General features: G+C 60.5%; 23 protein-coding genes and 1 riboswitch. Of the genes, 18 read left to right on the top strand and 5 right to left on the bottom strand.

Features of this window, described 5'->3' with window-relative positions; translation table 11 throughout:
- Positions 1 to 26: 26 nt before the first annotated feature.
- From VF684_RS04075 to narQ, 3 genes are all read right to left on the bottom strand, one after another.
- The gene (locus VF684_RS04075) at positions 27 to 602 is read right to left on the bottom strand and encodes an LON peptidase substrate-binding domain-containing protein (RefSeq protein ID WP_005334473.1); all 576 of its coding nucleotides are present in this window, start codon (positions 600 to 602) and stop codon (positions 27 to 29) included.
- A 103-nt stretch (positions 603 to 705) separates the two neighbouring features.
- Positions 706 to 1,344, bottom strand: a complete 639-nt coding sequence (gene narL / locus VF684_RS04070; RefSeq protein ID WP_005334471.1) for a two-component system response regulator NarL — start codon at positions 1,342 to 1,344, stop codon at positions 706 to 708.
- Positions 1,344 to 3,056: a nitrate/nitrite two-component system sensor histidine kinase NarQ gene (narQ, locus tag VF684_RS04065; RefSeq protein WP_139440132.1), complete on the bottom strand. Its 1,713-nt coding sequence runs from the start codon at positions 3,054 to 3,056 to the stop codon at positions 1,344 to 1,346. Before narQ ends, narL begins: the two co-directional genes overlap by 1 nt.
- 78 nt (positions 3,057 to 3,134) lie before the next feature.
- A riboswitch (molybdenum cofactor riboswitch) is annotated at positions 3,135 to 3,275 on the top strand.
- Here narQ and moaA point away from each other — a divergent pair.
- From moaA to VF684_RS03975, 18 genes are all read left to right on the top strand, one after another.
- A complete protein-coding gene (moaA, locus tag VF684_RS04060) occupies positions 3,263 to 4,258 on the top strand; it encodes a GTP 3',8-cyclase MoaA (RefSeq protein WP_043821348.1) in 996 nt (331 codons plus the stop codon). (Overlaps the previous riboswitch by 13 nt.)
- 239 nt (positions 4,259 to 4,497) lie before the next feature.
- A complete protein-coding gene (gene napF / locus VF684_RS04055) occupies positions 4,498 to 5,040 on the top strand; it encodes a ferredoxin-type protein NapF (RefSeq protein ID WP_106842667.1) in 543 nt (180 codons plus the stop codon).
- 29 nt (positions 5,041 to 5,069) lie between these two features.
- Positions 5,070 to 5,324 carry a chaperone NapD gene (locus VF684_RS04050; RefSeq protein ID WP_031227438.1) on the top strand — a complete coding sequence of 85 codons (255 nt, stop codon included), beginning with the start codon at positions 5,070 to 5,072 and terminating at the stop codon, positions 5,322 to 5,324.
- A 101-nt stretch (positions 5,325 to 5,425) separates the two neighbouring features.
- The gene (napA, locus tag VF684_RS04045; RefSeq protein WP_227274011.1) at positions 5,426 to 7,915 is read left to right on the top strand and encodes a nitrate reductase catalytic subunit NapA; all 2,490 of its coding nucleotides are present in this window, start codon (positions 5,426 to 5,428) and stop codon (positions 7,913 to 7,915) included.
- A 16-nt stretch (positions 7,916 to 7,931) separates the two neighbouring features.
- The gene (napG, locus tag VF684_RS04040; protein ID WP_058059905.1) at positions 7,932 to 8,669 is read left to right on the top strand and encodes a ferredoxin-type protein NapG; all 738 of its coding nucleotides are present in this window, start codon (positions 7,932 to 7,934) and stop codon (positions 8,667 to 8,669) included.
- Positions 8,666 to 9,541: a quinol dehydrogenase ferredoxin subunit NapH gene (gene napH, locus VF684_RS04035; RefSeq protein WP_279474868.1), complete on the top strand. Its 876-nt coding sequence runs from the start codon at positions 8,666 to 8,668 to the stop codon at positions 9,539 to 9,541. The genes napG and napH overlap by 4 nt, the downstream gene beginning before the upstream one ends.
- On the top strand, positions 9,541 to 9,996 hold the full coding sequence (locus VF684_RS04030) for a nitrate reductase cytochrome c-type subunit (protein ID WP_005334452.1): 456 nt from the start codon (positions 9,541 to 9,543) through the stop codon (positions 9,994 to 9,996). Before napH ends, VF684_RS04030 begins: the two co-directional genes overlap by 1 nt.
- A gap of 11 nt (positions 9,997 to 10,007) precedes the next feature.
- A complete protein-coding gene (locus tag VF684_RS04025; protein WP_279474870.1) occupies positions 10,008 to 10,598 on the top strand; it encodes a cytochrome c3 family protein in 591 nt (196 codons plus the stop codon).
- A 241-nt stretch (positions 10,599 to 10,839) separates the two neighbouring features.
- Positions 10,840 to 11,346 (top strand): molybdenum cofactor biosynthesis protein B, encoded by a 507-nt coding sequence (moaB, locus tag VF684_RS04020; protein ID WP_005344126.1) that lies wholly within the window; start codon positions 10,840 to 10,842, stop codon positions 11,344 to 11,346.
- Positions 11,347 to 11,355: 9 nt separating this feature from the next.
- Complete coding sequence (gene moaC, locus VF684_RS04015) at positions 11,356 to 11,880, top strand: cyclic pyranopterin monophosphate synthase MoaC (protein ID WP_101530463.1); 525 nt, start codon at positions 11,356 to 11,358, stop codon at positions 11,878 to 11,880.
- Positions 11,877 to 12,122, top strand: coding sequence for a molybdopterin synthase sulfur carrier subunit (gene moaD / locus VF684_RS04010; RefSeq protein ID WP_005353453.1), 246 nt, complete (start codon positions 11,877 to 11,879; stop codon positions 12,120 to 12,122). The genes moaC and moaD overlap by 4 nt, the downstream gene beginning before the upstream one ends.
- Before the next feature lie 2 nt (positions 12,123 to 12,124).
- Entirely contained in the window at positions 12,125 to 12,598 is a 474-nt protein-coding gene (gene moaE / locus VF684_RS04005; protein ID WP_244775600.1) for a molybdopterin synthase catalytic subunit MoaE, read from the top strand.
- Between the two features lie 87 nt (positions 12,599 to 12,685).
- A complete protein-coding gene (gene modA, locus VF684_RS04000; protein WP_043821148.1) occupies positions 12,686 to 13,414 on the top strand; it encodes a molybdate ABC transporter substrate-binding protein in 729 nt (242 codons plus the stop codon).
- A gap of 111 nt (positions 13,415 to 13,525) precedes the next feature.
- Positions 13,526 to 14,206 (top strand): molybdate ABC transporter permease subunit, encoded by a 681-nt coding sequence (gene modB / locus VF684_RS03995; RefSeq protein WP_005361814.1) that lies wholly within the window; start codon positions 13,526 to 13,528, stop codon positions 14,204 to 14,206.
- Complete coding sequence (gene modC / locus VF684_RS03990; RefSeq protein ID WP_244775601.1) at positions 14,203 to 15,303, top strand: molybdenum ABC transporter ATP-binding protein; 1,101 nt, start codon at positions 14,203 to 14,205, stop codon at positions 15,301 to 15,303. The genes modB and modC overlap by 4 nt, the downstream gene beginning before the upstream one ends.
- 91 nt (positions 15,304 to 15,394) lie before the next feature.
- Positions 15,395 to 16,171 (top strand): alpha/beta fold hydrolase, encoded by a 777-nt coding sequence (locus VF684_RS03985; protein ID WP_279474881.1) that lies wholly within the window; start codon positions 15,395 to 15,397, stop codon positions 16,169 to 16,171.
- A gap of 104 nt (positions 16,172 to 16,275) precedes the next feature.
- Positions 16,276 to 17,319 (top strand): plasmid segregation protein ParM domain-containing protein, encoded by a 1,044-nt coding sequence (parM, locus tag VF684_RS03980; protein WP_139440137.1) that lies wholly within the window; start codon positions 16,276 to 16,278, stop codon positions 17,317 to 17,319.
- On the top strand, positions 17,309 to 18,070 hold the full coding sequence (locus tag VF684_RS03975) for a hypothetical protein (protein WP_234879858.1): 762 nt from the start codon (positions 17,309 to 17,311) through the stop codon (positions 18,068 to 18,070). The genes parM and VF684_RS03975 overlap by 11 nt, the downstream gene beginning before the upstream one ends.
- Positions 18,071 to 18,142: 72 nt before the next feature.
- Here VF684_RS03975 and moeB read toward each other — a convergent pair whose 3' ends face one another.
- Both moeB and moeA read right to left on the bottom strand, forming a co-directional pair.
- On the bottom strand, positions 18,143 to 18,898 hold the full coding sequence (gene moeB / locus VF684_RS03970; protein WP_279477106.1) for a molybdopterin-synthase adenylyltransferase MoeB: 756 nt from the start codon (positions 18,896 to 18,898) through the stop codon (positions 18,143 to 18,145).
- Positions 18,895 to 20,121 (bottom strand): molybdopterin molybdotransferase MoeA, encoded by a 1,227-nt coding sequence (gene moeA / locus VF684_RS03965; protein WP_440173827.1) that lies wholly within the window; start codon positions 20,119 to 20,121, stop codon positions 18,895 to 18,897. Before moeA ends, moeB begins: the two co-directional genes overlap by 4 nt.
- Between the last annotated feature and the right edge of the window lie 86 nt (positions 20,122 to 20,207).

Genomic DNA, 20,207 nt, shown 5'->3' with positions numbered 1-20,207 from the left:
AATTGCATTTTGCAACGCTGTTTTTGTCATTGTGAAATCAGGCGATGCAGGAATTTACGGGCTGCTTCGCTGTTTTGTTTGGCAATCAGCATCTGCTTTTCATAAATCGGCATCGGCAATATCTCGAGCCAGCGTTGGCAGAGCCAGGCGGCATCTTCAAAGCGCTTGTCCGGATAGAGCTCATCAAGCTCCGGATACTGCTCGAACACTTCCCGCAGGCGATTGACCAGCAGCTTGTCGTTGAAATCTGAGTGGGTGCTCGGCCAGTTGGGCAGCATCTCCACCTTGGCCCGGCGCAGGCCCATCTCGTCTGTTTCCATCTCGTGGATACAGAAGCGCTCCAGTCCCAGCACCGTCACCCCCAGCAGGCCATCATTAAGGGTGTAGAAGTCAGTCACCTTGACCCGGGTGCCCACCGGCAGAATGCGGCCGGATTGTCCCGAGGTGGTCGACTCTTCCATCACGATGCCAAAGCCCTGATCGTTGATGAATGACTCCTTGAGCATCTGCAGGTGGCGTGGCTCGAACAGACGCAGAGGAAGCTTGCCGCCCGGCAGTATGTGGGAAGGCAAGGGGAACAGTGCCAAAGGTTGTAGTTTCATGTTCCATCCTCCATTGAGTAGTTGCTGAATATGACAATGCAGCGACTGTGCCAGAGAATGAAAAAAGCCACCGGAGGGTGGCTTTTCGGGCGGTTGAGAGCGCTTAGTTGCGCTGCTCCAGATACATGACAGCCGCTTCCACGCGGCTTTGCGCCTCGAGTTTCTTCAGCAGGCTCTTCACGTGAACCTTGACCGTTCCCTCGGAGATATGGAGTACCGAGGCGACCTGTTTGTTGGAGAGGCCTTTTGCAATTTCGCGCAGGATTTGCATTTCGCGACGCGTTAAGCTTTCCAGCTTCTGCTGCAAGTGATCCAGCTCGTAGATGTTTTCGAGATAGGGGCGCAGCGGTTCGCTCAGGATCTGCTTGCCGGTCATCACGTCGGCCAGCTGGGCCAGCAGCAGATCAGGTTCGGTATCCTTGAGCAGGTAGCCGTCGGCACCCGCCTTGAGCAAAGCCACCACATCCTGGCGGGCATCGGAGACGGTGAGGATCACCACCCGGGAGGTGATCTCTTCGGCCCGCAGCGCCTTGAGGGTATCGAGGCCGGAGAGCCCCTTCATGTTGAGGTCTAGCAGGATCAGGTCCGGCTCGGACTCTTTGGCCAGCGCCACGGCATCTGTGCCGTTGGAGGCTTCACCGGTCACCTCCATGTTCTCTTCCAGAGCCAGCAACTGCACAATCCCTTTGCGCATGAGGGGATGGTCATCTACGACCAGAACTGTGTATTTCATCTCGTCCATCAGGCGTCTCTCGCTAGACTGGTGGGAAAGGTCAGATGCACGCAGGTGCCTTGTGGTTGCTGCTCGTTGATGGTCAGCAGACCGTGCAGTTTGCTGGCGCGCTCGTTCATGATGCTCAACCCGTAATGGTTGATCGCCGAGCTGGCGAGTCCGATCCCGACACCGTCATCTGAAATCTGAACCTCAATGTTACCACTGGCGAGGGTCTCACAGCTAACATCAATCACTTGCGCGTTTGCATGTTTGATGGCATTGAGCACTGCCTCACGGATCAACTGCAAAATGTGGATATGCTGGCCCGCCTCCAGGTCGTTGTCGGCCAGTCCGTAATGGAACCGGATTTCGGCCTGGGTCTGAGGCTGCAGTTGATCAAGCATGACGCGGATCGCTTCCCCCAGATTGGCATCGCCAATGGTGAGACGGAAGGTACCGAGCAGTTCACGCAACTGGGTATAGGCATTGCTAAGCCCCTCGTCGATCTGCTGCATCGCCTCCTGCGCCTTGTCATGCTGCTCCTTGGCGTAAGAGCGCTTGAGCAGGGTGGACTGGATCTTGAGGTAGGAGAGGGCCTGCGCCAGCGAGTCGTGCAGCTCCCGGGCGATCACCGCCCGCTCCTCCATCAGCAGCAGTCGCTGCTGTTGCAGCAGGGTCTGGTCTTTGTGCAGCACCTGAGCCAGCAGCATGGTGAAGTTCTTGATCAACCGCTCATCGATGGGGTGCTGGCTGATGATGTCGAGGCGGCCGAACTCCTGCTCATCCATCTGCAGATAGAAGCTGGCGACCGCATCGAGATCGCCGGGCCAGCCGGTGCGCCCCGAGATGTAGACCGGCATGGCTTTGTGCTCGAAGCGGGTCAGCCGGATGTGGTCGATATGCTGGTGGGCGGCGGCGCGGTCTAGCAGTTTGATAAGGGTACGGGTGCTGAGCGGGGCAGCGTGCAGCTTCTGGGCGGTCGAGTAGAGAAACGAGAGGGTGTCATTGGCCTGCTGCAGCTTGGCGGTTTTCTCTTCCACCTTGTTTTCCAGTTCCCGATAGAGCTTGCCCAGCTCGTCCGCCATGGTGACGAAGGCGCGCGACAGCTCCCCCAGCTCATTTTCGCCGTGGGCGGGCAGCTTAAGATCGAAATCCTGCCGCTGGATCTGGCGGGCGCAGTAGACCAGCTGGTTGAGGGGGGCGACCACCTGCTGGCGGGTGAAGCGCACTGTAAACCAGGCGATGGTGATGATGGCCAGCAGGCCGAGCCCCTCCGCCAGTGCCAGCATCCGCACCTTGAATTCCACGTGGTACTGCATCTGATTGACGAAATTGTCGATGGCCGCCACAAACTGCTCGGTGTTATCGGTGTACCGTCTGGGGGTGCGATCCTCGATGTGCTGGCGCATTACCTGCCACTGGCCGAGCACCTCGCCATAGGTGCGACGCAGGGAGGCAGGAGTGATCCAGCGCTGGGTCTCCTGCAGCTCTTCGGCGTGCAGGGTCTCTTCAAATTGGGAGAGGCGCCCCAGCACGCTGTCGCCCCGCTCGATTTCGTAGGCCATCCGGTAGGCTTGCATCCGCAGCGAACCGGAGAGGTTGATCGCCTTGGCATCGGGTACCGAGTAGAAGAGGGTGACCATGGCGACCAGCGCGATCAGGCTGGCCATGAAGAGGATCAACACCATGGCGCGGCCAATGGCACTGCTGACCGAATGGACCCTGAACCGTTTTCCCATACTGATGCGCACCTCTGAATAGTGATAAGGACCCCGCAAGATGCGTGGGAGTGTACTCCAACTTGTGTTAGCATCGAAAAACTAGATGAACTCCGAGCGGTTTTGCCTAAGTCCTAGCGATAGGGGGAAACCAGCCGTCAGCCGACGTTCGAGCTGTAAGGGTCAGGAAAGAAATGCCCTGGCCTCCCGTATTTGGAAAGGTGTTTATGTTGCCACTTGAAGATGGTTTTTCCCGTCGTTTTTACTATTTGCGTCTGTCGGTGACCGATGTGTGCAATTTCCGTTGCACCTATTGCCTGCCTGACGGTTATCGACCCCCAGAAGGTCACAAAGCGGGGCGTCAACCCTTTCTCTCGATTGACGAGATCCGCCGCGTGGTCAGCGGTTTTGCCGCCATGGGCACCCGCAAGGTGCGCATCACGGGGGGCGAGCCCTCCCTGCGCCGCGATTTCACCGAGATCGTCAAGGTGATTGCCACCACCCCGGGTATCGAGAAGGTCGCCATGACCACCAACGGCTATCGCCTCAAGGAGCGGGCTCAGGAGTGGTTTGATGCCGGACTCAACGCGCTGAATGTCAGTGTCGACAGTCTCGACCCGCGCCAGTTTCACCAGATCACCGGTGAGAACAAGCTGGCCGAGGTGATGGAGGGGATCGAAGCAGCACTGGCCGCCGGTTTCAAATCGGTGAAGATCAATGCGGTGCTGCTCAAGGGGCTCAACGACTACCAGCTCGATGCCTTTCTGGGCTGGATCAGGCACAAGCCTATCGAGCTGCGCTTTATCGAGCTGATGCAGACCGGCGAGATGGATACCCTGTTTCGTGACCACCATGTCAGCGGCGAGCAGATCAAACAGCGCTTGCTGGAGAGCGGCTGGGTGCAGCAGTTGCGGGGCTCGGATGACGGTCCGGCGCAGGTCTTTATGCACCCCGATTCGCAAGGTGGGGTGGGGCTTATCATGCCCTACAGCAAGGATTTCTGTGCCGGTTGCAACCGGCTGCGGGTCTCCTCGCTGGGGAAGCTGCATCTGTGCCTGTTTGGTGACAACGGCATCGACTTGCGGGATCTGCTCGGCGCAGATGCACAATCCGATGAGCTGCAACAGCGCATTCGCGCGGCACTGGCGGGCAAGAGTGCCACCCATCGTCTCCATGAGGGCAATGCCGGCATCACCCCTCATCTCGCCTCGATCGGCGGATAACCGCAAAAAATCGCCAACGATTAAATAGCAATCCTCACATGGAGGTATTTTAACCGATACCTCCTTTTTTATTGCGCTGCAAGGCTTTGATCTGGCGCAAGAATCCCCCCTGTTTATCTCCCTGGTGGTATATCCCTTACCTTGTCAGGGCCGCAATATACACCCACTCTTATAATTGGTATCAAGAATGCCAATCATGGACTCGCACTGTCCCCTTTTTCACCAGAACAGGAGTCAACATGCCGGATGAGATCGATCTTGCCCGCCGCGGCCTGTTCCGGGGGCGGCTGAGAACTGCCGAACCGCCGGTGCAGTTGCCCTGGTCAGTCAATTGGTCGACATTTGTCGCCGACTGCACCCGCTGCGGGGACTGTCTGGCGGCCTGTCCGGAGCAGATCCTGGTGAATGGCGAGGGCGGTTTTCCGGTGGTCGATTTCCAGCGTGGTGAATGCACCTTCTGCACCGAGTGCGCCACGGTCTGCAAGGCGCCTGTGTTTCGCCCGACCAGCGAGTCTCCCTGGCACTATAAGGCCCATATCGAGGCCAACTGTCTGGCCAATGGTCAGGTGTTCTGCCAGCGCTGTCAGGACAGCTGCGAGCCCAATGCCATTCGTTTTATTCCGGTGCTGGGGCGTGTGCCCACCCCGACGGTCGAGCCGGATCGCTGTAATGGCTGCGGCGCCTGTGTGCAGGATTGTCCGGTTGGCAGCATCAAGGTCGACGGGCGAGCCGCCCCATCCGGTGGTGCGAGCCAGCCCACCCTCAAGCAGGAGTCAGAATGAGTCAGAAGCCGTGTGACACAGAAGCCACAATGGATCAGGAGTTCCATGTATCGAGTCTGGTGGTGCTGACCCAGCCCCCTTTGCGCCATCAGCTCGCCGAGCAGATTGGCGCCCTTGAAGGGGCCGAGATCCACGCCGTCAGTGACGAGGGCAAGCTGGTCGTGACCCTGGAAGGTCCGAGCCAGCGGCCGATCATGGCGGCCATTGATGCGATACAGGCGATGCCGGGTGTGCTCTCAGCCGCCCTGATTTACCACCAGTTCGATGAACTGGGCGGTCACTGAAAAGAGTGATGGGATGCCGGGCGTGCCCTCTGCCGCTGATGGCTGGCTCCCGTTCGACAGATTCGACAACTATTACGCGATAAGCAATGTGAGGATATGCCATGAAGCTGAGTCGACGCGACTTTATGAAGGCCAACGCGGTGGCAGCTGCCGCTGCCGTGGCCGGTGTCAGTGCCCCCACGCTGGCAGCCAATCTCATCACCAGTACCGACAAGACTGCCATCCATTGGGATAAGGCTCCCTGCCGCTTCTGCGGTACCGGCTGCTCCGTGCTGGTGGGCTCTCAGGATGGTCGGGTCGTGGCGACTCAGGGTGACCCCGATGCACCGGTCAACCGTGGCCTCAACTGCATCAAGGGCTACTTCCTCTCCAAGATCATGTACGGCCAGGATCGCCTGACCCAGCCGATGCTGCGGATGAAGAACGGCCAGTTCGACAAGGATGGTGACTTTGCCCCCATCAGCTGGGATCAGGCGTTCGACATCATGGCCGAGAAGTTCAAGGCGACCCTGAAAGAGAAGGGGCCGACCGCCGTCGGCATGTTCGGCTCCGGCCAGTGGACCGTCTGGGAAGGTTACGCCGCCGCCAAGCTGATGAAGGCCGGTTTCCGATCCAACAACATCGATCCCAATGCCCGTCACTGCATGGCCTCTGCGGTCGTCGGCTTCATGCGTACCTTCGGCATGGACGAACCGATGGGCTGCTACGACGATATCGAGCAGGCCGATGCGTTCGTGCTGTGGGGCTCCAACATGGCCGAGATGCACCCCATCCTCTGGTCGCGGATGTCCGATCGCCGTCTCTCCAACCCGGATGTGCAGGTGCATGTGCTCTCGACCTTCGAGCACCGCAGCTTCGAGCTGGCGGACAACGGCATGGTGTTTACCCCGCAGACCGACCTGGCGATCCTCAACTATGTCGCCAACTACATCATCCAGAACGACAAGGTGAACTGGGACTTCGTCAACAAGCACACAGTGTTCAAGAAGGGGGTCACCGACATCGGTTACGGCCTGCGCCCGACCGATCCGCTGCAGCAGAAAGCGAAGAACCCGGACAGCGGCGATGCCACTCCGATGACCTTCGAGGAGTTTGCCAAGTTCGTGGCGGATTACGATGTGGAGTCGGTCTCCAAGCTCTCCGGCGTCTCCAAAGAAAAGCTGGAAAAGCTGGCCAAGCTCTATGCCGACCCGGCCAAGAAGGTGGTCTCCTACTGGACCATGGGCTTCAACCAGCATACCCGTGGCGTCTGGGCCAACAACCTCTGCTACAACATCCACCTGCTGACCGGCAAGATCTCCGAGCCGGGTAATGGTCCTTTCTCACTGACCGGCCAGCCCTCTGCCTGTGGCACCGCGCGTGAAGTGGGTACCTTTGCCCACCGTCTGCCTGCCGACATGGTGGTGACCGAGCCCAAGCACCGCGCCATTGCCGAGAAGATCTGGAAACTGCCAGAAGGGACCATTCCCGACAAGGTGGGTTTCCACGCCGTGCTGCAGGATCGCATGCTCAAAGATGGCAAGCTCAACGCCTACTGGGTGATGTGCAACAACAACATGCAGGCCGGCCCCAACATGAATACCGATCGCCTGCCTGGTTATCGCGATCCGCGCAACTTCATCGTGGTCTCCGATCCGTACCCGACCGTCACGGCCCAGGCCGCTGACCTCATCCTGCCCACTGCCATGTGGGTGGAGAAAGAGGGGGCCTACGGCAACGCAGAGCGCCGTACCCAGTTCTGGCACCAGCAGGTGAAAGCGCCCGAAGGGGCCAAGTCCGACCTGTGGCAGCTGATGGAGTTCTCCAAGCGCTTCAAGGTGGAAGAGGTGTGGCCAGCTGAGCTGATTGCCAAGATGCCCGAAGTGAAGGGCAAGACCCTGTTCGACGTGCTCTATGCCAACGGTCAGGTCAACCAGTTCCCGAAAGAGCAGAGCAAAGGGCAGCTGAATGACGAGGCCGAGCACTTCGGTTTCTACGTCCAGAAGGGTCTGTTTGAGGAGTACGCCACCTTCGGTCGCGGTCACGGCCACGATCTGGCGCCGTTCGATCAGTACCACGAAGCGCGTGGTCTGCGCTGGCCAGTGGTAGATGGCAAAGAGACCCTGTGGCGCTACCGCGAAGGGTTTGACCCGTACGTGAAAGCGGGCGAGGGAGTGCGTTTTTATGGCAAGCCAGATGGCAAGGCGGTCATCTTCGCCCTGCCGTTCGAGCCCGCCGCCGAGTCGCCGGATAAAGAGTACGACCTGTGGCTCTCCACCGGTCGCGTGCTGGAGCACTGGCACACCGGCACCATGACCCGTCGGGTACCCGAGCTTTATCGTGCCTTCCCGGATGCGGTGCTCTTCATGCACCCGGACGATGCCAAGGCTCGCGGCGTGCGTCGTGGCGAAGAGGTGATCGTCTCCTCCCGCCGTGGCGAGGTGAAGACCCGTGTCGAGACCCGTGGTCGCAACCGTCCGCCGAAAGGACTGGTCTTCATGCCCTTCTTTGATGCCAGCCAGCTGGTCAACAAGCTGACCCTGGACGCCACCGATCCGCTCTCGAAAGAGACCGATTACAAGAAGTGCGCCGTCAAGGTGATGAAGGCTTAAGGCGGGGGAGTGCGAGATGAGTCGTAGTCGTCGCCAGTTTCTGGCCGACATGGCCAAGGGGGCCTGCGGTGTGGGCCTGCTTGGCGTGGGGCTCGGTGGTGTGGCCCGCCAGCAGGCACAAGCTGTGCCTGCCCAGGCGCTGCGTCCGCCCGCCGCTCTCGATGAAACAGAGTTCCTCAGCGCCTGCGTGCGTTGCGGGCTCTGCGTTGAGGCCTGCCCCTACGACACCCTCAAGCTCGCCCGGCTGTTTGACCCTGTGACCACTGGCACCCCCTATTTCAAGGCGCGTGCCGTGCCCTGCGAGATGTGTGATGACATCCCTTGCGTGGTGGCCTGTCCGAGCGGGGCGCTGGATCAGCAGATGACCGACATCGATCAGGCCCGGATGGGGGTAGCAGTGCTCATCGATCACGAGACCTGTCTCAACTATCTGGGTCTGCGCTGCGATGTCTGCTATCGGGTCTGTCCGCTGATTGACAAGGCGATCACTCTTGAGTTGCAGCATAACCAGCGTACCGGCAAACACGCCATGTTCCTGCCCACGGTACATAGCGATGTCTGTACCGGCTGTGGCAAGTGCGAGCATGCCTGCGTGCTGGAGGAAGCGGCCATCAAGGTGGTGCCACGCCAGCTCGCCAAAGGTGAACTGGGTCATCACTACCGGCTCGGTTGGGAAGAGAAGGCCAAGGCGGGGAACAAGTCGCTCATCGGCGACAGGCTCACCCTGCCCACCCGCAAACCGGAGGGGTTATGAGTCGTTATCCGGGGGAAGAGGCTCGCATCAAGCTGGGGTGGTGGCGTTCCCACCGCTTCCTGTTGCTGCGCAGGCTCAGTCAGTTCAGCGTGCTCGGGCTGTTTTTGCTGGGGCCGCTGGCGGGCATCTGGATCCTCAAGGGCAACCTCTCCAGCTCGCTGTTGCTGGAGACGGTGCCGCTGACCGATCCCCTCACGCTGTTGCAGTCGCTGGCGGCGGGTCACTGGCCCATCACCACCCTCTGGCTAGGGGCTGCCATTGTGCTGGCCGGCTACTGGCTGGTCGGGGGACGAGTGTTCTGCTCCTGGGTCTGTCCGGTCAACTTCATCACGGATGCCGCAGCTTGGCTCAGGGTGCGCCTTGGCCTCAAGGGCAATGGCCAGTTCAGCCGTGCGACCCGCTACTGGCTGCTGGCCATGGTGCTGGTGGTGCCAGCGGTGGTCGGGGTGATGGCGTGGGAGCTGGTCAATCCTGTGTCGCTGGCCATGCGCGGCCTGCTGTTTGGCATGGGGGCTGGCTGGGCCCTGCTTGCAGCGCTGTTCCTGTTCGATCTCTTCGTAGTTGAGCGGGGCTGGTGCGGTCATCTCTGTCCGGTGGGGGCCTTCTATGCCCTGGTCAACCGGGTTGGATTTATCAAGATTTCTGCCAAGGGGCGCGAGCGGTGCAACAACTGCATGGATTGTTATGCGGTTTGCCCGGAACGTCCCATCCTGCGCGGGCCTGTTCACGGTGCCAAGCGCGGTCACGGGCCCTTGATTGCGGCTCAGGAGTGTACCAACTGTGGCCGCTGCATCGATGTCTGCGCGGAACAAGTTTTTGAAATCACTGTAGGTTTTGCCGTCAAGGCAGAAAAAACGTCGGAGAACAAATAATGAAAAAGCTGATTGGAGCAATGCTGGCCTGCCTGATGGCGGGATCCTTGATGGCAGCGGCCCCCGAGATCACCAACAGTACCGGTGGCCTCAAGTCCGAGCGTGGCGCCACCGATCTGGTGACCGATGCCACCGCCGCGCCCCTGAAAAACTTCCGCAAGGATGGCGCGCCCTACGATCGCCAGTACATGCATCAGCCGCCGCTGATCCCCCACGACATTCGTAACTACGAGGTGGATACCAAGGTCAACAAGTGCCTGGCTTGCCACAGCTTCAAGAATGCCAGCGCCATGAAGGCCCCCAAGATCAGTCCGACTCACTTCGAGACCCGCGACGGCCTGACCCTGGGTGAAGTGTCGCCGCGTCGCTACTTCTGCCTGCAGTGCCATGTGCCGCAAGCGGATGCCAAGCCGCTGGTGGAAAATACCTTTAAACCGGTTGAAGCGCTGAACTGAGGAATCCATAGATGAAATTACCCGGCTTTATCCAGCGTCTGTGGACCACCTTCAAGTCACCGTCGAAGGCGGCTCTCTGGGTCATCTTGCTGATGGGCTTCTTCGGTGGCGTGATTTTCTGGGGTGGCTTCAACACTGCCATGGAAGCATCCAACACCGAGGCCTTCTGCACCAGCTGTCACGAGATGAAGGACAACGTGTTCGAGGAGTATCGCGATACCATCCACTACGCCAACCGCTCCGGTGTGCGGGCCAGCTGCCCGGATTGCCACGTACCGCACGAGTGGACCTACAAGATCATCCGCAAGGTGCAGGCTTCCAAGGAGCTGTGGGGCATGATCACCGGCAAGGTGGATACCCGTGAGAAGTTCGAGTCGCACCGGCGCGAGATGGCGGAGCGGGAGTGGCAACGGATGAAAGAGACCGATTCGCGCGAGTGCCGCAACTGCCACAACTTCGAGTACATGGACTTCTCCCTGCAGGGGCAGCGTGCCGCCAAGATGCACTCTACCAATCTGGCCAGTGGTGAAAGTACCTGCATCGACTGTCACAAGGGGATAGCTCACCAGCTGCCCGACATGACCGAGGTGAAAGGGTTCTGATCCTGCGACGACAGGCCGGGTTTGCCCGGCCTGCGTTTTGTTCATATATGGGACAAGCATCAGATTTGTGTGTCTTTTAAATCCCATATCTCGTGAAACCTTTGATAGAATCAGCCCGCCGTCACACGCTTGAGCAAGTTGGTCACCCCTGTCTGCGTCCGTTTTTGCGCCCTGACAGCTGGCCTCTCATACCCCTTCTCTTCCAGCCTCGTTGACGGCCATAGCCACAAGGAGCTGCCCGATGGGACAGAAACACAACGCATTTATTCCCCTCAAGATCGCCGTGCTGACGGTCTCCGACAGCCGCACTGCCGCCGATGACAGCTCGGGTGACTATCTGGTCTCGGCCCTTACTGACGCGGGCCATCAGCTGGCCGATCGGGCGCTCTGCCCGGACAACCTGTTTCGCATCCGCGCGCGGGTGAGCGAGTGGATCGCCGATGAGGGGGTGCAGGTGGTACTGATTAACGGCGGTACCGGCTTCAATGAACAGAACCGGGTACCGGAAGCGGTCGGTGTGCTGTTCGAGCGCACCGTACAGGGTTTTGGCGAGATGTTCCGTCAACTCTCTTTTGCCGAGATTAAAGGCTCCGCCATGCAGAGCCGTGCGCTGGCGGGACTCGCCAATCGCACCCTGATCTGCTGTCTGCCCGGCTCCACCGGCGCCTGCCAGCTGGGTTGGGAGCAACTGATCCGCGATCAGCTCGATGCCCGCACCAAGCCGTGCAACTTTGTCTCCCACCTCTGAGAGCAAGTGATGAACCAGACCGATACCAAGCAGACCCAGCCCAACCTGACGCATCTGAACCAGAGCGGCGAAGCCCATATGGTGGATGTGACCGACAAGCAGGTAACCGAGCGTGAAGCCCGTGCCGAGGCGTTTGTTGCCATGGCCCCCGAGACGCTGGCGCTGATTTTGAGCGGCCAGCACCACAAGGGGGATGTATTCGCCACCGCCCGCATCGCCGGCATCATGGCTGCCAAGAAGACCTCTGATCTGATCCCACTCTGCCATCCGCTGGCCTTGACCAAAGTCGAGGTGGAGATAGTGCCGCTGCCCGAGCAGCACAAGGTGCATATCCGCACCCTCTGCAAGCTCTCCGGCAAGACCGGGGTAGAGATGGAGGCGCTGACGGCGGCATCGGTGGCGGCGCTGACCATCTACGACATGTGCAAGGCAGTGCAAAAGGACATGGTGATCGAACAGGTGCGGCTGGTAGAGAAAAAGGGCGGCAAGTCCGGCCATTTTCAGCTGGGGTCAAATAGCGGGGAGCAAGCATGATCAAGGTACTGTTTTTTGCGCAAGTAAGAGAGCTGGTGGCCTGCGACGAGCTGAGCCTGCCGTGCGACTACGCCACTGCCGAACAACTGCGCGCGGCGCTCTGTGAGCGCGGCGACAAGTGGGCGCTCGCCCTCGAGGCGGGCAAACTGCTGGTGGCGGTCAATCAGACCCTGGTGCCCCTCGATACCCCCATCAACGATGGCGATGAGGTGGCCTTCTTCCCGCCGGTGACCGGAGGTTAAGGATGAGCGACGCAACCATCACAGATCGCATTCTGGTGCAGCGGGAGGATTTCTCGCTGGCGGACGAATATGCCCGCCTAGCCACCCGCCCAGACAGTGGCGCCATTGTCACTTTCGTTGGCAAGGTGCGCGACTTCAATCAGGGGGAGGAGGTGAAGGGATTGGCCCTCGAGCATTACCCCGGTATGACCGAGAAGGCGCTGGCCGATATCGTGCAGGAGGCCCGCCGCCGCTGGTCGCTGCAGGAGTGTACCCTCATTCATCGTATCGGCGAGTTGTGGCTTGGCGATCAGATCGTGCTGGTGGCGGTGAGCAGTGCCCACCGCGACGCCGCCTTTGACGCCTGTCACTTCATCATGGATTTCTTGAAAACCCGGGCGCCGTTCTGGAAAAAAGAGCTGACAGCCGAGGGTGTGCAACGCTGGGTCGAGGCTAAGGAGAGCGACAACGCCGCCGCTGCCCGCTGGCAAGCCTGACCTGTTCATCACGAGGGGCGCAGGTTCAACGGGAACCACGGCCCCGCCAAGGGGCGCGGATGTGCGGGCCCCATCAGGAGAAAGGGAATGAAACCGCTATTATCTGTTGTTATCGCCGGTGTCTGCGCCGCCACCTTGCATACCGGTGCCGTTCAGGCCGATGAAGTGAAAGTGGCCGTGGCGGCCAATTTCAAGGGCACCATAGAGCGTATCGGCAAGGAGTTCACCGCCAAGACCGGCCACACCCTGGCCATCTCGTCTGCCGCCACCGGAGTGCTCTACACCCAGATCAGTCACGGTGCACCGTTCGATCTCTTCCTCTCCGCCGATGCGGCGACCCCCGAGAAGCTGGAAAAAGAGGGCAAGGGGAGCGATCGCTTCACCTACGCCATCGGCCAGCTGGGGCTGTGGAAGAAGGGGGGGCCGGCCCCTGACGAGGCGACCCTGCGTAGCTGGAAAGGCAACCTCGCCATCGCCAATGCCCGCACCGCACCCTATGGTGCAGCCGCCATGGCTACCCTCACCCATCTCAAGATCGATCCCAAGCAGTACCGGTTGCTGACCGGCGCCAACATCGGCCAGACCTGGCAATTTGTCGACACCGGCAATGCCGAACTGGGCTTTGTCGCCTGGGCCAATCTGGTGGAAGCGGGCAAGACTGGTGAAGCCTGGGCAGTGCCTGCGAGCTTCTATCCCCCCATTGAGCAGCAGGGGCTGGTATTGAAGAAAGGCGCCGCGGTCGAGGCGCTGGTGGCCTGGCTCAAGGGGCCGGGTCAGGCGCAGATCAAGGCAGCTGGTTATGCCTTGCCCCAATAAGGGGATGGGCCTGATGCGATACCCTGAGTGGTCGGCCTTCGGGTCGGCCACTCTTTGCAATAAGGATGGATACCATGCCGTTGGGGGCATTTATCAACCGGGAGGTCGGCAATGAGTGAAGGGGATCTGCTGGCGGTCTGGCTCACCCTGAAGCTTGCGGCCTGCACCACAGCGATTTTGCTGTTGCTGGCACCGCCGCTGGCCTGGTGGCTGTCGCGCAGTCAGAACCGGCTGCGGCCGCTGGTGGAGGCGCTGGTGGCACTGCCGTTGGTGCTGCCTCCCACGGTACTGGGTTTTTATCTGCTGCTCGCCTTCTCCCCCGAATATGGCTTCGGCGCCTGGTGGCGCGACACCTTTGGTGCCCCGCTCGCCTTCAGCTTTCTTGGCCTGCTGTTTGCTTCCATCCTCTATTCGCTGCCGTTCGTGGTGCAGCCGCTCACCTCCGCCTTCGTCAACATGGGCAACAAGGAGCTGGAAGCTGCTGCGACCCTGGGGCTCGGCCCGCTGGAGCGCTTTTTCCACATCATCTTGCCGATGACCCTGCCCAGCTTCGTGATGGCGGCGGCCCTTGGCTTTGCCCACACCCTGGGGGAGTTTGGCGTGGTGCTGATGATTGGCGGCAATATCCCCGGCGAGACCCAGGTGCTCTCGATTGCCCTGTTTGATCATGTGGAGGCGATGGATTACCAGAACGCCCATATTCTGGCGGGCGGCCTGATGGCCTTCTCGCTGGTGATGCTGGTGCTGGTCTACGGGGTGTTGCAGCGCAGACAGCGGAGAGTGTTTGGATGAACCAGCCCGCTACTATGCCGCCTGTGAACGTGCCGCACCGCCATGCCCTGAACCTCCATGCCAGGCGCGAGTTTGGCTCATTTACTCTCGATTGCGCACTGACTCTCGAACTGGGGGGGATCCTAGGCCTGTTCGGCCCCTCGGGCTGTGGCAAGAGCACCCTGTTGCGCATCATCGCCGGACTCGATCGCCGAAGCGGGGATCGCTTGCTGTGGCGCGATCGGGAGTATGCTCAACTGCTGCCCGAAGCGCGCCGGATCGGGCTGGTGTTTCAGGACTCGCGGCTCTTCCCCCATCTGACGGTGCTCGGCAATCTGCAACTGGCGGCCCGCAAGGGGCGAGGGCGCTGGCAGCCCGAAGCGCTGGCGGCTCGGCTCGGTTTTGTCGATCTGCTGGGGCAGCCTGCCCATGCCCTCTCTGGCGGCCAACGCCAGCGGGTAGCGCTGGGGCGGGCGCTGCTGGCCGAGCCTGATTTGCTGCTGCTCGATGAGCCTTTTTCTGCGCTCGATCGGCGCAGCCGCATCCATCAGGCCCATGTGCTAAAGGGCTTGCAGCAGGAGAGCGGCATCCCGATGATCTTCGTCAGCCACGCCATGGAGGAGGTGAGCCTGCTCTGCGATCAGCTGGTGCTGCTGGAAGGTGGCAGGGTGGAGGCGCAAGGCCGGCCGAGCGAGATTTTCGCCCGTACCGACCTGTCACTCGCCAGCCGTGACGATGCCGGGGTGATGCTGGCGGCGACCCTCTCTCACTACGATGAAGAGGAGCAGATGGCGACTCTGCAGCTTGGTGAGCAGCGACTGCGGGTCACCATGACCCATGTTCCGGACGAGAGCGGCCCCTTGCAGATCAAGGTGGCGGGGCGCGATGTGGTGATTGCTACAGCCCCCATCGAGCACTCCAGTCTCTCCAACTGTCTCGTCACCCGTCTGCTGGCGGTGCGCGAGGTGCGCCCCGGCCAGACCCTGTTGCAGTTGGCGCTGGGTGAGCAGATACTGCTGGCCCGGATCACCAGCCGCTCCGCCAGGCGGCTGGCGCTGGCGCCGGAGCAGCAGATCTACGCTTATATCAAGGCGGTGAGTCTGGTCAGCGAAGGCTGATTGGGCGCCGTGCTGATAACGTGGCAGGATGGCCACGGGCAACATAACAACAAGAGATGGTTCAGGTGATGAGTCGAGAGGCAATACACTGATGCGCCGCAATCAGGTGATGAAATTCAACGGTCTTGCCCTGCGCAGTGCGGGGGAGGGCCCTTTGCTGTTGCTGCTGCATGGGCTGGGCTCCTCCAGCCTCGACTGGCAGGCGCAGATCGAACGGTTTTCCGAACACTACCGGGTGGTGGCGCTGGACTTGCGCGGCCACGGCCAGAGCATGCAGGAGGGGCCGTTCGATGTCGCGACCTTGGCAGCCGATGTGGTGAACTGGCTCGATGCACAGCCAGAACCCGCCTGGGTCGTGGGATTGTCGCTTGGGGCCATGGTCGCGCTGGAGCTGGCGCTGCAACTGCCCCACAAGGTGCAGGGGCTGGTGCTGGTCAACGGTTTTAGCGAGTTTCTGCTGGAGACCCCCAAAGAGCAGGAGCGTTACGCCCAGCGCCTCAAGTGGCTGCGCTGGTTTGGCATGCGCCCGCTCGCCTGGTGGCTGGGACGCGAGCTCTTCCCGGGCACGGATCTGGCGCAGGTGCGCCACACCTTCCGGCTGCGTTTCGTGCGCAATAAAAAGAAAACCTACAAGGCGCTGCTGGAGGCGTTACCCGGCTGGTCGGTACGCGCCCGGCTTGGCTCCATCTGGCAGCCGGTGGCCATCATCTCCACCAGTCACGACTACCTGCCGCTGGCCAAACGGGTAGAGCAGTTTGCCGCCTTGCCTAACGCCACCATCCACACCCCCAACGGCCACCACGCCTGGCCCGCGGAAGATCCTTCCGGATTTAATCATTTGCTTCACCGGATTTTAGAAACCCATTAAACTTGTCGCCCTTTACCCCGTGTATCTATTGGTTCGATCGCCTTGCCAAAGGCATAAGGCAAGGCAATCGGACCCATTTCTGATCTATTAACAGGTGTTTCCTCATGTCTGAAGTAATGAAAATGGCCATCGATGATGGCTCGACCAACGTCAAGGTGAGCTGGATTGAGAACAAGGTGCTCAAGACCATCATCTCTCCCAACTCCTTTCGCAAGGACTGGAAGAGCGCCGCATTGCGTAAAGACAAGAAGATCTACAACTACGAGATAGGTAACACCAAGTACACCTACGACGCGACTTCCGACAAGTCTCTGGCCACCACCCACGTGGAGTACCAGTATGACGATCTCAACCTGCTCTCAGTGCATCATGCCCTGTTGCAGACCGGAGTGACGCCGTGCGATGTCGCCATCACCGTGACCCTGCCCATCACCGAGTTTTACAACCCGGATGATTGCCAGCGTAACGAAGAGAAGATCGAGAAGAAACGCCGCAACCTGATGCGTCCGATCACCCTTAACAAGGGCGAGCTGTTCAATATCGTCAGCGTCGAAGTGATGCCGGAGAGTCTGCCTGCTGCGCTCTCCCGCCTGATGGGCTCAGGCTGCAACGAGTTCACCAAGACTCTGGTGATCGACTGTGGCGGCACCACTCTGGATATGGGGATCATCGTCGGTGAGTTTGATGATGTCTCCGATGTCTACGGTAACAACGAGATCGGTGTCTCCATGGTGACCGACGCTACCCGCAAGGCGCTGGCCGCAGCAGACAGCGACTCCAGCTATCTGGTGGCCAACGAGTTTATCAAGCGTCGTCACGACATGAGCTTTGTACGCGATGTGGTCAACGATGAGAGCCAGATCCCCAAGATCCTCGAAAAGATGCAAAACAAGATCGACGAGCTGGGCACTCAGGTTGCGCATGAAGCGAAGAAGTTCGCCAAGAACCCGAACCGTGTCTATCTGGTCGGTGGCGGCGCATCTCTGATTTATGACGCGATCAAGGCGGCCTATCCCACCCTGGGTGACCGTGTCGAGCTGCTGGACGATGCTCAGTCCGCGCTGGCTCGTGAAATCTGCCTCTACACCACGGAAGAGGATGAAGTCTATCGCGAAGCGCCAGTGATGGCCGAGGTTGATGATGAGTAGTCAACTCAAGCGCATGACCTTCTCCATCTACATGGATCCGGGTGCGCTGGAGTCTGATCGCTATGCGGTCGGGGTATTGCAGAACTGGTATCAACGGGCGCGCAAGATCCAGGAGGGCACCGAGGAGTTTGACTTCTCCAAGAGCCGTTTCCACAAGGATATCTACCTCTCCGGCATGTTCATGTATGTGCTGGCGCCCAACCTCTGCAAGGCGATCGCCAATGCGCTGGGGCCGGAGCAGGTGAGCATGACGACTCTGCGTCATGCTTTTGCCAGCTGTGGTTTCAATCTGGGGGAGGTGGCTGGCGAGGCGCAGCCTGCCGCAGATGTGATGATCGACGAGATAGTGGCCAGACTGGCCCCACAGCTGGGACAGAGTGATACCACTTCACTGGTAGACGAGATTGTCAGCCGGCTTGGCGAGCAACAACCCGCCGAGATGTGGGATGAACTCAGACAGGGGCTACCTGCTGCGCTGGATCATGACCAGTTGGCCGAAGCTATCGCTGGCAAGCTGCCATCAGCAGGGGCCGAGCAGGATCTGGCTCCCCTTGCCAGCAGTATCCAGCTGCTCTCTCGCCAACTGGAAGAGCAATCCCGGCTGATCCGCGAGCAACACAGATTGATCCAGCGACTGGCCAGTGCCCCCGCTCGACAGAGTGTTGTCGGCACAGAGGCAGAACCGTTGATCGAGGATCTCTCGAGTCAGGTGGCCAGTATGAAAAAGGTCAAAGCCAAGGGGATCTTCTGATCCCCGATACCGTTACTAAATCGGAATACAAAAGCCGAACCACAGGGTTCGGCTTTTTTGATCCCGTTTGCTTTATGGATGGGAGCAGACGGGGCAGTCGGGGCGCTTGGGCAGCTTCATCTCGCGGAAGGTGCCGCTCAAGCCGTCGATCATCAGCAGGCGGCCGCTGTAGCTTTTGCCCATGCTGGCCAGGATCTTGATGGCTTCGAGCGCTTGCAGGCTGCCCACCAATCCCACCACGGGGGCGAGTACACCGGCTTCGACGCAGGTGAGGGCCTGCTCGCCAAACAGGGCGCTGAGGCAGGCGTAGCAGGGTTCATCTTCCTGCCAGGTAAAGCTGCAGAGCTGCCCCTCCAGCCGGATGGCGGCGCCACTGACTAACGGAACCCTGTGTTGGCGTGCCTTGTGATTCAGCAGGTTGCGAATGGCCAGGTTGTCAGTGCAATCCAATACCAGCTGATGCCGGGGCAGCAAGGCATCGAGCAGCACCTCGTCGGCCACGGCAGCGTGGGTCTGTACCTCAAGCCAGGGGTTGAGGGCACGCAGTGACTGGGCGGCAGAGTCTACTTTGTAGTGACCGATGCGCTCATCGTTGTGTAGCACCTGACGCTGCAGATTGGAGAGCTCCACCTTGTCGAAATCGACCAGGGTGAGTTGGCCAACCCCGGCCACCGCCAGATACTGGCTGGCGGCGCAGCCAAGGCCGCCGGCGCCGATCACCAGCACCCTGGCCTGTTTGAGTGCCTCCTGCCCCTCGAAATCGAAGGGTTTGAGGATGATCTGGCGGTTGTAGCGCAACAGCTCGGCGTCGCTCAGGATCTCGCTCACAGCAGCAATCCCCCGAACGGTTCGACGGTGACGGTTTCGCCCGCAGCGACGCGCCCACGCTCGCGCTCAAGGACGATGTAGCAGTTGGCCCGCGACAGGGAGCTGAACACGGCGGAGTCCTGCGAGCCAGTGCTGCGTACCTCGAGGCCATTTGGTCCCTGACTCAGGATGCCGCGCTGGAAGTCGAGTCGGCCCGGACTCTTTTTGAGTTGCTCGGTGGTGACGGCCTGCAGCTGAAGCGGGCGCTCGAAGCGTTGACCCGCCAGCTTGGCCAGCGCCGGTTGCACCAGCTGATCGAAGGTGACCATGGCGGAGACCGGGTTGCCCGGCAGGCCGAAGAACCAGGCGCGGGGCAGGCGGCCGAAGGCAAATGGCTTGCCCGGCTTGATGGCCAGCTTCCAGAAGCCGATCTCGCCGAGCTCGTCCAGCAGCTGTTTGGTGAAGTCCGCTTCCCCTACCGAAACGCCGCCGGTGGTGATGAGCACATCGGCCTCTTCATCGGCGTGGATAAAGGCGGCGCGCAGTTGGGCCGGGTCGTCCGGGATGATGCCAAGGTCGAGACAGTCGCAGCCCAGCCGCGCCAGCATGGCCCGCACACCGTAGCGGTTGGAGTCATAGATATCGCCGTGGGCGAGGGGGGTGCCAACTGGCTTGAGTTCATCGCCGGTGCTGAAGATGGCCACTTTCAGCGGTCGGCGTACCGGTACGGTCGCGATGCCGAGGGAGGCCAGTAGCGGCATCTCGCGCGGGGTAAGGCGGGTGCCGGCTTGCAACACACAGGCGCCCTTGCCGATATCGCTGCCGGCGCGGCGGATATTCTGGCCCGGTTCGGGTTGTGCCAGAAAAGTGATCCGATTGCCGTCGGCCTGCGTTTCTTCCTGCATCACCACCGCATCTGTGCCTGCGGGGACAGGAGCACCTGTCATGATCCGCACACAGTGGCCAGCGGGCCATTCGCCCTGATAGGGCTGACCGGCAAACGCTTTGCCCGCCATGATGAGAGGGGTGCCGCTGGCGAGATCCGCAAGGCGCACGGCGTAACCATCCATGGCGGAGTTGTCGAAGGGGGGCACGGCGAGGGGAGAGGCGATGTCGCTGGCAAGAACCCGGCCAAGGGCCTCTGGCAGTGGCTGCTGCTCGCTGTCGCAGCAGCAGGCGAGTTGTTCCAGCATCCCTTGCAGGGCATCGCTTAAGGGGAGTAGTCCGCTGGTATCAAATCCCATCGTCATGGCCTCTTTCTATGATTGAAGGCGGGATTATCACAAAAATCCCCGGGGATGGGCAGGTTATCTCAAGGGAATCTCGGGGT

Source organism: Aeromonas sp. Lyrl_2, from assembly GCF_051948815.1.
GTDB lineage: Bacteria > Pseudomonadota > Gammaproteobacteria > Enterobacterales > Aeromonadaceae > Aeromonas > Aeromonas veronii.
This window is presented reverse-complemented; position numbering and strand designations above follow the sequence as displayed.

Excerpts from the sequence above, each read along its gene's own strand:
- moaA (WP_043821348.1), top strand. The coding sequence starts at position 3,263 with ATGTTGCCACTTGAAGATGGTTTTTCCCGTCGTTTTTACTATTTGCGT.
- napH (WP_279474868.1), top strand. The coding sequence starts at position 8,666 with ATGAGTCGTTATCCGGGGGAAGAGGCTCGCATCAAGCTGGGGTGGTGG.
- napF (WP_106842667.1), top strand. The coding sequence starts at position 4,498 with ATGCCGGATGAGATCGATCTTGCCCGCCGCGGCCTGTTCCGGGGGCGG.
- napA (WP_227274011.1), top strand. The coding sequence starts at position 5,426 with ATGAAGCTGAGTCGACGCGACTTTATGAAGGCCAACGCGGTGGCAGCT.
- VF684_RS04025 (WP_279474870.1), top strand. The coding sequence starts at position 10,008 with ATGAAATTACCCGGCTTTATCCAGCGTCTGTGGACCACCTTCAAGTCA.
- narL (WP_005334471.1), bottom strand. The coding sequence starts at position 1,344 with ATGGACGAGATGAAATACACAGTTCTGGTCGTAGATGACCATCCCCTC.
- modA (WP_043821148.1), top strand. The coding sequence starts at position 12,686 with ATGAAACCGCTATTATCTGTTGTTATCGCCGGTGTCTGCGCCGCCACC.
- modB (WP_005361814.1), top strand. The coding sequence starts at position 13,526 with ATGAGTGAAGGGGATCTGCTGGCGGTCTGGCTCACCCTGAAGCTTGCG.
- VF684_RS04050 (WP_031227438.1), top strand. The coding sequence starts at position 5,070 with ATGGATCAGGAGTTCCATGTATCGAGTCTGGTGGTGCTGACCCAGCCC.
- parM (WP_139440137.1), top strand. The coding sequence starts at position 16,276 with ATGTCTGAAGTAATGAAAATGGCCATCGATGATGGCTCGACCAACGTC.
- VF684_RS04075 (WP_005334473.1), bottom strand. The coding sequence starts at position 602 with ATGAAACTACAACCTTTGGCACTGTTCCCCTTGCCTTCCCACATACTG.
- VF684_RS03985 (WP_279474881.1), top strand. The coding sequence starts at position 15,395 with ATGCGCCGCAATCAGGTGATGAAATTCAACGGTCTTGCCCTGCGCAGT.
- moaB (WP_005344126.1), top strand. The coding sequence starts at position 10,840 with ATGGGACAGAAACACAACGCATTTATTCCCCTCAAGATCGCCGTGCTG.
- napG (WP_058059905.1), top strand. The coding sequence starts at position 7,932 with ATGAGTCGTAGTCGTCGCCAGTTTCTGGCCGACATGGCCAAGGGGGCC.
- VF684_RS03975 (WP_234879858.1), top strand. The coding sequence starts at position 17,309 with ATGATGAGTAGTCAACTCAAGCGCATGACCTTCTCCATCTACATGGAT.
- moeA (WP_440173827.1), bottom strand. The coding sequence starts at position 20,121 with ATGGGATTTGATACCAGCGGACTACTCCCCTTAAGCGATGCCCTGCAA.
- modC (WP_244775601.1), top strand. The coding sequence starts at position 14,203 with ATGAACCAGCCCGCTACTATGCCGCCTGTGAACGTGCCGCACCGCCAT.
- moaC (WP_101530463.1), top strand. The coding sequence starts at position 11,356 with ATGAACCAGACCGATACCAAGCAGACCCAGCCCAACCTGACGCATCTG.
- moaD (WP_005353453.1), top strand. The coding sequence starts at position 11,877 with ATGATCAAGGTACTGTTTTTTGCGCAAGTAAGAGAGCTGGTGGCCTGC.
- moaE (WP_244775600.1), top strand. The coding sequence starts at position 12,125 with ATGAGCGACGCAACCATCACAGATCGCATTCTGGTGCAGCGGGAGGAT.
- VF684_RS04030 (WP_005334452.1), top strand. The coding sequence starts at position 9,541 with ATGAAAAAGCTGATTGGAGCAATGCTGGCCTGCCTGATGGCGGGATCC.
- narQ (WP_139440132.1), bottom strand. The coding sequence starts at position 3,056 with ATGGGAAAACGGTTCAGGGTCCATTCGGTCAGCAGTGCCATTGGCCGC.